Origin of the sequence: Leuconostoc sp. UCMA20149, from assembly GCF_030400235.1 — a bacterium.
Classification (GTDB): Bacteria; Bacillota; Bacilli; order Lactobacillales; family Lactobacillaceae; genus Leuconostoc; species Leuconostoc pseudomesenteroides.
This window is the reverse complement of record NZ_VJYC01000027.1, coordinates 1-10,847: the sequence shown is the minus strand read 5'-3', so window position 1 is coordinate 10,847 and position 10,847 is coordinate 1. Positions and strand designations below refer to the sequence as shown.

Sequence of the window (10,847 nt, the reverse complement as noted above, 5' to 3'; positions counted from 1 at the left end):
GCATAGAGGACACACCTGTTCCCATACCGAACACAGAAGTTAAGCTCTATAGCGCCGAAAGTAGTTGGAGGATCGCTTCCTGCGAGGATAGGACGATGCGGTGCCGTACATAAGAAGAACGAGAGCAATCTAATGATGAATTGATTGCTCTTTTATATTGACTTTGATTAAAAAAATATGCATACTCAACAATAGAACAAAAACTTTTCAGGGAGAATCAATGTGATTTCAATGATATTGTCAGTCAAAAAATTATTTTCCTCTTTTTGGATTATTTTCAAATCAGAAGAAACTAAAGGACTCTTGATAGTCATATTTTTGACATTAATAAGTGGTGCTTTATTTTACAGTACGGTAGAACATTTAAGTCTACTTAACGCTTTTTACTTAAGCTTTGTTACTTTAACGACGATTGGTTACGGTGACATTCATCCGGTGACGGATTTTGGAAAAGTATTTACGATGTTGTACTCCACGGTAGGGATTGGTTTAATGACAATTTTTGTGGCTACAGTAGCTAAAGCATATCTGTCAACTAAAACGAATAAACGTCGACACTGAATGAAACACATTAAAAAATCTTTGGGGAGTATTTATGAAAAAATACATTTTAACTATTGGTAATTCGGGATTAAATGTTATTAGTAGTACGGTGATTGTTCTACCGTTTATGTTTTTTCTGAGAATTAGCGGGACACATACAGTATTGTCAGTTTTACCTTTTGTTATTTTTTATACCTTACGGACAACCGGAATATTTTTGATTAGAGGTATCAAAACAAGGCTTAATAGTGCTAGTCTGCTAAAAGTTTCTCTTTACGTTGGGACATTAGGATCTATGTTTGGCATAATTGGAAATTTTTTTCCGGAATTTTATATGATTTCTGCCTTTTTTCTGGGATTAAGTGCTGCTTGGTTACCAACCGCTAATACGTCAATTAATTTTCTTAATATAAAAAGTCATTTACTTTTAGCTAAAAATAAATATTTTACTGTCTTAACTTTGATATTAATCGGATATATACTGTTTGTCCCATCTAAAAATTCTTTTATTATATTTTTTGTATTTTACACATTTTTGTACTTGATAGCTATTATGACAATATCTACGATTAATCAATACGCAGTAGATTCTCATGATTTAGAAAGTTATTCATATCGCTATTTGGGATTATTTGTAGTATTTTTCGTTTTAATATTTAGTTTGCGATCTAGTCGATTGATGAATAATATTATGCAATTTGATTATTTTATATGGGGTTCATTACTGCTAGCTATTATTCTTATTGTGTCAAAACTTTTTTTTCATAGATTACCACAACGTCGTGTTCCTAATGTTTTGAGTTATATAGCAATCATAAATGGTGCCTTAGGCAACTATTTATTCTTATTCGCATCTTTATATGTTGCTGGATACTATGGTCATGATGATTTATTTATCCGATTTTATATACCATATGTCGTAGGCATATTCATCGCACCAATCATCAATAAAGTTCTAGTCAAAAACAATCATCATACTATTTTTACCATGATTTTGGTAGGCCTCAGTATGATGTTTCTTAGACCTCTTTTCTCATTGGGTATCTTAGTGTTAAGTACAACGAAAGGGTGTTTAAATTCAAAATTAAACCATTTTTACGTACAGCAAAATAATCTGCCATCAGATAAACGAATTTGGGTAAAAAATACGATACAGAGTACAGGTAGTATTATTTACCAATTTATCATCATGATTACAGGATCATTGATAGTGACAGATCATAATCACTCTATCAAAGAGTTACTGACGGTTACAAGTAAAGGGATACCTAGTAGTTATAGTAGAGAACTGATGATTAATTGGAATTATGTGACTACAACAATACTATTGATTATGGTGATAGGTTATTATTGTTTTCTGTTGCATAACAAATATCAAAGCAAAAAGCGATAAATCATTTAGGATTATCGCTTTTTATTTACTATATAAAACATTAACTTAATTCCAAGTAGCCACTGGTTTGACTGAAAATTTTATAATCGCAACCGCATCTAAAATGTCACATGAGTAACCGAAAAAAATAGTCCAATTTATTGACTTCTGAGCAATCAGTCCCGCCGATTGAAAAATAAAAGTAGCCTAATCACTTCAGCCCTAGATAAAAAATAGTTCGAATTATTGACTTATGATAAAATGTACTATTTTCTTAGCAAATTGTGCCACTAGTTTAAAATTTATTACGTTTGTATGCCTTTGTTTTAAACATGACTTGGTACATAACAAAAGTTAAGATGGTTAAGAATATAAATAACACTAGTGTGTTGCTCATGCTTATTTTGATGTCTGAGTTTTTATCAGTTATTAAAGCAACTGTAGTGGTGCCTAATGCACCGGCAAATTGCTGTGACGTTTGAAATATCGCACTGGCGTCAGATCGATAATTTTTGTCAGTATGTGCTATGGCAGTTGTATTAGTTATGCCGAATGATAATACTCGTCCAAATGTGAATACAATATACAACATCATGATCGTTATATATCCCATATGTTTTACAAACACAAGCATAAATAGCAATGAAATCAAGACAATTACAGGGCCGAAAAACAAAGGAATTTTAGCACCTTTATAGTCGTAAAATTTTCCGAATAGTGGATTAAACAATGCGCCAATAACTGTCCCAGGGAGTAAAGAAAATCCTGCGAGTGTACTGGTGATTGAAAATCCTATTTGCAGATAATTTGGTATGATGTAATTTCCACCTAAGTTCATGAATTGTAATATAAAAAAAGGAATTATAGCCATTGTAAAACTCAAACTTTTAAAAACTGTAATATTTAGAAATTCTTTTTTACTTTTAGAGCTTCTCCAAATAAACCCTATTATTAACAGTGAGAAGATTATAAATAATGCATAGTGTGCAGATCCATGTGCCAGTGAATTAATCGCCAATAACAGAGTGATTAACGAAAACGACAAAAGGAGAAAAGCCAGAAAATCGAAAGATATTTGCTCTGAATGAGTGTTTGAATTTTCGTAGTGAGGAATTGCTATGACTAATGATATAGCAGGAATGATTAGCGTGAAAATAAAAATCATTCTCCAACCCAATGAATCTATCATTAAACCACCATATGTGGGACCTAAAGAAGGTGCTAAACTGAGAATCATGGCTGCAAATCCCATCCACAATCCTAACTTTTCAGTGGGAATCCTAGAGAATATGATATTAAACATCAGTGGCATTGCTAAACCGGCAGATACACCCTGAAAAACACGACCGATTAGCAATATTGTGAAGTCAGGACTTAAAGCACCGATGATAGTGCCAAGAATAAATAAAGAAACACTAGTGTAATAAGCAGTTTTTTCTGTGAACCGTTTATTAATGTAAGAACTCAGAGTCATAACAATAGCGACCGATAATAAATAAATAGTGGTCACCCATTGAACTGAAGATAAAGATAAATGAAATACCTTTACTAATTTTGGAAAAGTGACGTTCATTGCTGTTTCACTCATAATGCCAGCAAATCCCATTAAAGCTGTTGCAACAATCATACTAATAGTTGTTTTGTTTACTGTGTTATTGATCATTATTGTTAATTTCCTTATCTATTTCAAGCAATCTGAAGAAAGTTATGAAACAATTAATGTTACACCAGTTTAGATGATGGTAGCAAATATATTTATGATAAATCATTGATAATTAAAATTTTAGACATAGTGTGATTAATATTACTTTGAATCGGTTTAACTCAAACTAATTTAAATAATTTTCATTAAAAAGCTTTTTGATGTATTGAACAGTCCTAGCAGAAATATTGAAAGCTTCTGCTGTATTTCGAACAGTGTGAGTTTTAGAATATTCAAAAATGGCTGTGTTACGGCTATCTTTTTTTCGCTTTGGTCTTCCCTCTTTATAATTGGGATTGTGCTGTTTGGCAAATACTTTGCCTGCTTGTGTACGTTCGATAATCATGTCACGTTCCATTTCTGCAACCGATAATAATGTCCGAACTATCATTCGACCCATAGGGGTATTATCAATCGTACCCAAATTTAAGACCTTGATCACTATTTTTTCTTTTAACAGATCATCAATCAAGTTCAACGCTTCGCGTGTATTACGAGCAAAACGATCTAACTTCGTGACGATTAATGTGTCATTAGGTTCAATCAGATTGACGAGTTTTTCAAATTGTGGTCGTGAGGTGGTTGTACCCGAATATTTTTCACTGAAAATCAGTTCAGCTCCTGAGTTTTTTAGATTCTCTTTTTGTTCGTTCAAAGACTGTCCAGCAGTAGACACTCTAGCGTAGCCGTAAATCGTCATATTTCACCTCATAAAATTGCAGAACTAAATTGCATTATGTAAATACAAGTATATCATGACATTAAAAAAGCGCAAAATACTTAAAAGTTATTTGCACTAAAATAGTTTGTATCACATATTTTGATTATCAGAATAAAGTATCATTACATGCTTGGTTTTATAAGGAACGTTGAATGATTAATTCACTAGATATACTTATTTCTTTTGGAGGATTAATGTCATGCTCTATCATGTCAATTAAGTTAGAAACTGCAACTTGACCCATTTTTTTCGCATCTTGTCGTATGGTTGTAATTGGAGGGTTAATTAGTTCTGAAATTATCCAATCATCAAAAGCTGCTATGCCAATTTTGTCTGGAAAGGAGATATCAAACGCAATTAATATTTTTACTATTTTCAATAGTAAATCACCTTTTATGACATATAAAGCAACTTTTTCTTGTAGAAGGTTTGTTTTTTCGATTAATAGATTATAGACATCTGAATCGGTCATGTTATTATGCATTTCGATAATATCAAAATCTATATTTTGTTTACGTGCTACATCTTGTACGGCTTTTATTCTGGATATTCTGGCATTATTGTTATCGATTTGCTCACTTACGACTACAATTTTATGATAACCTTTCCGATAAATATACTCCGTCATAATATGAGAATATTTATAGTTGTCAGTTAAAATTTCCGGCCAGGTAGAGGACGTAATACTTCTATCAACAATGACAGTTGGAGTTCCACTTGATTTTATATAGTTATAATGCATTGCATCCTTTTTAATTGGTTGTAAAATAAGGCCATCAACTCTCATATCCAGTAATTTATTAATTTGCTGTTTTTCTCTATCAACTGAATTACTAGAGGTCATTAAAATTATTTGATAGTTTTGATTGTTTGCTATTTCGTCAGCTCCATTAAACAATAGAGAAGAGAACATATTTGTCATGTCGGCAACAACCATACCAATCAAAAAAGTTCTTCTTTGAGCAAGAGATTGAGCATGAGAATTAACGTGGTATCCTATTTTATCAATAGTTTTTTCTATTTTTCTTTGTGTCTTATCAGACATTTTTTCAGTGTGACCGTTTATATATCTCGATACAGTAGTTTTTGAAACTTGAGCAATTTCAGCGACGTCACGCATGGTTTTATTATTTTTCACTTTAATTTACCTATATCTGATCATATACGATTGACAAATTTTATATGTCAATTTTATCACATAAATTGTTCTATCTTAATAATTAAAAAACAGTCAACAACGTTATTAACGCTGTTGACTGTTTTTTACTGTTTATAAGACTTAATGATTAAATTTTTATTGAACGCGATTAATTGGCCAATTAGGTAATTTATTAGATAACACTTGTACAATTTCTTTTGCTGAATCTAATGCCATGCTGTTCATAGCATTGGTAGTATTTGATGCAATATGAGGTGTCAGTAATACATTATCTAGTTTGTATAGGTCATTATCTAATGGTAGGGGTTCCTGATCAAAAACATCTAATGCAGCACCGCTGATTTCATGATTTCTGAGTGAGTCAATTAGTGCAGGTTGATCTACTAATGCTCCACGGCCTAAGTTGACAAGATAGCTAGAAGATTTCATGCGTTTTAAGGCTTCACCATCTATAAAATGTTTAGTATCATCTGTGACTGCCATATGCAATGTGACAATATCTGAGTCTAACAGAAGGTCTTTTTTACTAACTAGTGTACCAACATTCGATTGAGTAACAAATGGATCGTAAATAATGACATCCATACCTAGGGCATCTGCTTTTTGTGCTACTTTTTTTCCAATGCGACCATAACCAGCAATGCCAATTGTTTTACCAGATAAATTGAATCCTAGGTGATCGTTTTTATACTCAAAGTCACCTTGTCTCATTTTTTCAGAAATAGATGTAATGTTTTTGGAAAGGTCAAATATTTCGGCGATTGTTACTTCAGCTACAGTTTCTGCATTAGCATTAGGCGTTATTGTTGCCCAAATATGGTTATTCTCTAGAAAAATAGGATCAATGTTATCGTATCCTACTCCATGGCGAGCAACAATTTTTAAATTTGGCAAATGTCTAACAAGATCGTTACTAAATGGATCTGTCATTAAAATAATACCATCTGCATTTTTAGCTTTACTTAATATTTCATCATCAGAAAATGATTTCAACTCAATGATTTCAATATTGTGATCTTTTAAATATTTTTTTCCAATTTCTGATAGTCCTTTCGGAATAGCGACTGTTTGACTCATATCAATTTTCCTTTCATTTTTAACGAAGTAAGTAACCGCCATCGACTGGGAGAGTAATTCCAGTAACGTAATTTGAAGCATTACTTGCCAAGAAAATAATAGCACCCATTAATTCAGAAGGATTAGCCCAATGACCAGCAGGAATATGCGCAATTATTTCATCATTGCGAGTCTTATTTCCTTGTAGAGCTTTAGTCATCGGAGTATCAATATACCCAGGTGCGATAGCATTTACCTGAATATTTAAAGGTGCCAAAGCATCAGCGTAAGATTTTGTTAATCCAATAACTCCATGCTTACTGGCCGTATACGGAAAAATAAACTTTCCAGCACGAAATGATTGCATGGAACCAACATTTATAATTTTTCCTCCAACTTGTTTATCCATAACTTTAGCAATTTCGTGTGATAAGTAATAAACTGCATTCAAGTTAAGGTTTATTACTTTTTCCCAATCTTTGTCTTGAAAATTTTGCCAATCATTTCGGATTTGTATGCCGGCATTGTTAATTAAAATGTCAACTTTCCCAAACCGCTTAATCACTTCTGATGAGACAGTTAGAGCGGCATATTCTTGTGTAATGTCTAATTTTAAGAATTCAATTCTTCGCCCAACTTTTGAGGCAAATGTATTCATTTCTTTAACACCCTGATCATCATATGAAACAATTAAAACGTTTGCTCCCGCAGATAGAAGGGCCTTCGTGTAGTAAGATCCCAGCCCACTAGCACCACCAGTTATAACCGCTACTTTATCTGTTAAATCAAATAGATTTTGATTACAAGATTGTTTTTCTTTTTCCATTATATATTTTCCCTCGTTTTTATAGTTTAGCCGTTTGGATAATATTTATGTCCGTCATAATATTACCCAACGTAGAAGGATATTCTAACGCAATAGGAATATCATTAGAAAATAACTTAATGACATCTTTCCAATTTATTTCACCAGAATCAAAAGGTGTAGTACTAATATGTTTGCCTGTGATTTGATAATTTTTAAGATGAACAAATCGAGTAAAAGGTCTCAGAGTGAGAGAACATTTATAAACATCTTGGTTTGTAAAAATCCAGTTGCCAATGTCATTAACAAAGCCAATATTAATATTTTCTTGATCAGCTGTTTCGAAAAAATTATTTAATAAAGAAATGTCACTATTTGAAAGGGTTTGATCGTTTTCAATATTTAATTGAATATTTGTAGGTATTATTTTGGACAGATAAACAAGTTCTTTAGTCAGACTCTTGTTCCAATCACCTAATGTCATCTTGAGATGTTTAGCACCTATGAATTGTGATTCACCAATGTATTGAAATAATTTAGGATTGATATGTTCGTTTAAAAATAAATTATCGGGAACAGAATAAAAAAGATTTATTTTTTTTTCTAAACATATTTCACGAATTGCTACTAATTCTGATATTTTTTCTGCATTAAATTCTCGGCGAATTTCAATATTAGACACAGATAACTTAGTAATTAAATCATTAACAATGTCAGATTGAGAAATGCCTTTATCAAATTCACTTTTGAGAATCAAAGTATTTAAAACAATGTTATTGCTAACCATTTATAATTTTCTCTTTCTTTTATTTTTAATGAAATCGGTAAACCGAAATCAATAAATAAAGTATAATACTACTTTTTATAAAAAACAATAGTAAGCGTTTACAATTCATATATAAAAGTGTATTGACTATTTGTGAACTTTGTAATATAGTGTTTTTGTCGAAGGTTTACCGCGTCCAAAGAAAGGAATAAAAATGATTGATACAATTGTTGGAATATTATTGATATTAACGTTTCTAGGTTTTATAGTGTTTGTAATGAAGGGTGGCAACATTATGTTGGGATTTTTAGTTATGGCCATTTTATGGACCATAATTGGTGGGATTCCTTTAAAAACCGCAATAGTTGAAGTTTTTTCGAAGCCAGCTTTAGACTATGGGTCTACAATTATGGTTATAATTTTTGGATCATGGTTTGGTCGTGTGTTGGTCGACACAGGGGTAGCTGGTGCAATTAGTAATGAGGCTGTCAAGGTGAGTTATAAACATCCAATAATTGCGTCGATTTTAATTTGTTTAGTAACTTCACTCATATTTACCAGCTCCTACGGTGTTGGAGCTGTTATAGCTTTGGCTGTTATTTTGATACCAGTATTAACCTCCTTGGGATTACCAAAGCACATAGCAGTAGTTGCCTTTTCTTTATCGATTGGTTCGGCTATGTACGTTAATATCGTGATCATTAAACAACTGCAGATATTTTTTCCAAATGTCTTATATGGTGCCAAATATTTAAAATTTGGATTCTCAGCCATGTTTATCCAACTAGCTGTAGTCACTCTGTTTATCTTGTTACATGCGCGTACAATTCATAAAAATGAAAGTGAAAAAAGTGATCATCAATTAACAAGTACATTTAGAGTGCCAAAAATATCATATATTATGCCGGTTTTTCCAGTCTTTATGAATTTAGCCTTTGGATGGGAACCAATCCCTGCATTGATGCTTTCTATAGCTATAGTTTTGTTAATTACTGGGAATTTAAAGACCTATAATCATGCACTGATAATTATTAATGATTCCATAAAAACTGCCATAACTGATATATCAGGCTTAATAATAATGCTTCTGTTTTTGACAATGTTTAGTGCAACAGCAGTTAAAAATGCGGCTAAATTTAGTGATATATTAAATTCAATTGTACCTAATAGTCCTACAATTTTAGCCATATCTATAGTTATATTAGCACCATTAGCTTTGTTTAGAGGTCCTCTCATGGTATGGGGGGCTGGTTCAGCAACAGTTGCTGTTTTAGCAGGAACCGGAATTTTTAATCAATATTTTGCTTTTGCGTTAATGCTAATTCCTTCTGTTTCTATTGCTATATCTACGTGTATTACACAGTCGTGGAACTTATGGTTAGTCGAAGACTCAAAAATTCCTGTTAAGAAATTTCTACTAACAGGTGTGCCCTATGGATGGATATCAGCTGGATTAAACGTGGCACTGGCTCTATATATGTTTAAGTGATTAATGAGGTATAAATTTATGAAAGAAAATTTAATATTTGGTAGTTACTACCACGGAATTTATATGTTACATTTTGATACAGACACAATGTATTTATCTAGTCCGGTTATCTTAGCAGATGTTGCTTTGGCAACATATTTTGATATATCTGAGACTGGTAATATTTATACTGCGATGGCAGAAAAAAGCAAAGGGGGTGTTGGATCATATAATCTAGAAAAAAATAGATTGACTGTTTTAGAAAAACACTTATCATTTTCACCTGCACCGGTGCACATAAATATTCAAGGTGAACTTTTGCTTGCTAGTAACTATAATGGTGGAAACTTGAATATTTTCAAGTTTTCATCAAAAAATAGATTCGAATTAACAGACATATTTATTAATAATGGAGTAGGAACAAGGCCGCAGCAGAATACTTCTCATATTCATTACTCTGGATTGTTACCGGATAACCGTTTGATTGTTTTAGATTTAGGAACAGATGAGGCTATTATTTTTGATATATCAGCAACGGGTAAGCTGTTAAATTTGGTAAACGTGTATAAATTTCCAAATGGATTTGGCCCTAGACACTTGTGTATTGCTAATGATAACTGTCATATTTTTGTATTAGGTGAACTGTCTAGTGAAGTTGCAGTATTACGTTACGCTAAAGGCTCTTTGATTTTAGAACAACTAGTATCTACTGTCCCAGGAAACTATTTAGAATACAATGGTGGCGGTGCTATTATATTATCGGCAGATAAAAAATTTCTATATGTTTCAAATAGAGGACATGATTCACTATCTGTATTTGAAATTATTTATACATCAGGTAATTTAACATTGGACCTAGTACAAAATATTAGTTCTTTCGGCGAATTTCCCAGAGATATTGCTATCGACAGGGCCAATAAATATTTATTTTCTGCTAATCAAAAGTCCAGCTCGATTTCGATATTTGAAATAATTAATGGGAGGTTAGAATATGTGACAACGAAAGATAATGTAGATATGCCGGTTTGCATTAAATTTATTTCATGAAATAAATTAAACTATAGTAATTGTAATTCGGTATTACGTATTTATTGACAAGTAATTTTTTAAGATAAAAAAGGTAGGTAAATAGTATGACACAGTCAGATTTTGGCGTTGTTGGCTTAGCGGTAATGGGTCGCAACTTGGCACTCAACATTGAGTCACGTGGTTACACCGTTTCAGTGTTTAATCGGTCTCGCGCGCGAACAGATGA

At 32.2% G+C, this 10,847-nt stretch carries 11 protein-coding genes and 1 rRNA gene; 6 read left to right on the top strand and 6 right to left on the bottom strand.

Going from position 1 to position 10,847, the window contains the following annotated elements; translation table 11 throughout:
- From rrf to FF105_RS11240, 3 genes are all read left to right on the top strand, one after another.
- Positions 1–104: ribosomal RNA gene (rrf, locus tag FF105_RS11250) — 5S ribosomal RNA — on the top strand; the annotation flags it as partial.
- 127 nt (positions 105–231) lie between these two features.
- Entirely contained in the window at positions 232–561 is a 330-nt protein-coding gene (locus FF105_RS11245) for a potassium channel family protein (protein WP_227005719.1), read from the top strand.
- Between the two features lie 34 nt (positions 562–595).
- A complete protein-coding gene (locus FF105_RS11240) occupies positions 596–1,936 on the top strand; it encodes a hypothetical protein (protein WP_290046903.1) in 1,341 nt (446 codons plus the stop codon).
- Between the two features lie 274 nt (positions 1,937–2,210).
- Here the strand turns inward: FF105_RS11240 and FF105_RS11235 are convergent, their stop codons facing one another.
- From FF105_RS11235 to FF105_RS11210, 6 genes are all read right to left on the bottom strand, one after another.
- A complete protein-coding gene (locus FF105_RS11235; protein ID WP_290046902.1) occupies positions 2,211–3,578 on the bottom strand; it encodes an MFS transporter in 1,368 nt (455 codons plus the stop codon).
- A 166-nt stretch (positions 3,579–3,744) separates the two neighbouring features.
- A complete protein-coding gene (locus FF105_RS11230) occupies positions 3,745–4,317 on the bottom strand; it encodes a recombinase family protein (RefSeq protein ID WP_290046901.1) in 573 nt (190 codons plus the stop codon).
- A 157-nt stretch (positions 4,318–4,474) separates the two neighbouring features.
- Positions 4,475–5,476 carry a LacI family DNA-binding transcriptional regulator gene (locus FF105_RS11225; protein WP_290046900.1) on the bottom strand — a complete coding sequence of 334 codons (1,002 nt, stop codon included), beginning with the start codon at positions 5,474–5,476 and terminating at the stop codon, positions 4,475–4,477.
- Between the two features lie 156 nt (positions 5,477–5,632).
- Entirely contained in the window at positions 5,633–6,574 is a 942-nt protein-coding gene (locus FF105_RS11220) for a phosphoglycerate dehydrogenase (protein WP_290046899.1), read from the bottom strand.
- 19 nt (positions 6,575–6,593) lie between these two features.
- A complete protein-coding gene (locus FF105_RS11215; RefSeq protein ID WP_290046898.1) occupies positions 6,594–7,379 on the bottom strand; it encodes an SDR family oxidoreductase in 786 nt (261 codons plus the stop codon).
- Positions 7,380–7,398: 19 nt separating this feature from the next.
- Positions 7,399–8,145 carry an epimerase gene (locus tag FF105_RS11210; protein ID WP_290046897.1) on the bottom strand — a complete coding sequence of 249 codons (747 nt, stop codon included), beginning with the start codon at positions 8,143–8,145 and terminating at the stop codon, positions 7,399–7,401.
- Between the two features lie 193 nt (positions 8,146–8,338).
- Here FF105_RS11210 and FF105_RS11205 point away from each other — a divergent pair, with 193 nt between their 5' ends.
- The 3 genes from FF105_RS11205 to FF105_RS11195 all read left to right on the top strand — a co-directional run.
- Complete coding sequence (locus FF105_RS11205; protein WP_290046896.1) at positions 8,339–9,613, top strand: gluconate:proton symporter; 1,275 nt, start codon at positions 8,339–8,341, stop codon at positions 9,611–9,613.
- Positions 9,614–9,631: 18 nt separating this feature from the next.
- Positions 9,632–10,639, top strand: coding sequence for a beta-propeller fold lactonase family protein (locus tag FF105_RS11200; RefSeq protein ID WP_290046895.1), 1,008 nt, complete (start codon positions 9,632–9,634; stop codon positions 10,637–10,639).
- Positions 10,640–10,725: 86 nt separating this feature from the next.
- On the top strand, positions 10,726–10,847 hold a 122-nt coding region (locus FF105_RS11195; RefSeq protein WP_290046904.1), incomplete at its 3' end, for an NAD(P)-binding domain-containing protein.

Coding starts and splice junctions, on each gene's coding strand:
- FF105_RS11200 (WP_290046895.1), top strand. CDS start 9,632: ATGAAAGAAAATTTAATATTTGGTAGTTACTACCACGGAATTTATATG.
- FF105_RS11235 (WP_290046902.1), bottom strand. CDS start 3,578: ATGATCAATAACACAGTAAACAAAACAACTATTAGTATGATTGTTGCA.
- FF105_RS11210 (WP_290046897.1), bottom strand. CDS start 8,145: ATGGTTAGCAATAACATTGTTTTAAATACTTTGATTCTCAAAAGTGAA.
- FF105_RS11230 (WP_290046901.1), bottom strand. CDS start 4,317: ATGACGATTTACGGCTACGCTAGAGTGTCTACTGCTGGACAGTCTTTG.
- FF105_RS11245 (WP_227005719.1), top strand. CDS start 232: ATGATATTGTCAGTCAAAAAATTATTTTCCTCTTTTTGGATTATTTTC.
- FF105_RS11215 (WP_290046898.1), bottom strand. CDS start 7,379: ATGGAAAAAGAAAAACAATCTTGTAATCAAAATCTATTTGATTTAACA.
- FF105_RS11205 (WP_290046896.1), top strand. CDS start 8,339: ATGATTGATACAATTGTTGGAATATTATTGATATTAACGTTTCTAGGT.
- FF105_RS11240 (WP_290046903.1), top strand. CDS start 596: ATGAAAAAATACATTTTAACTATTGGTAATTCGGGATTAAATGTTATT.
- FF105_RS11220 (WP_290046899.1), bottom strand. CDS start 6,574: ATGAGTCAAACAGTCGCTATTCCGAAAGGACTATCAGAAATTGGAAAA.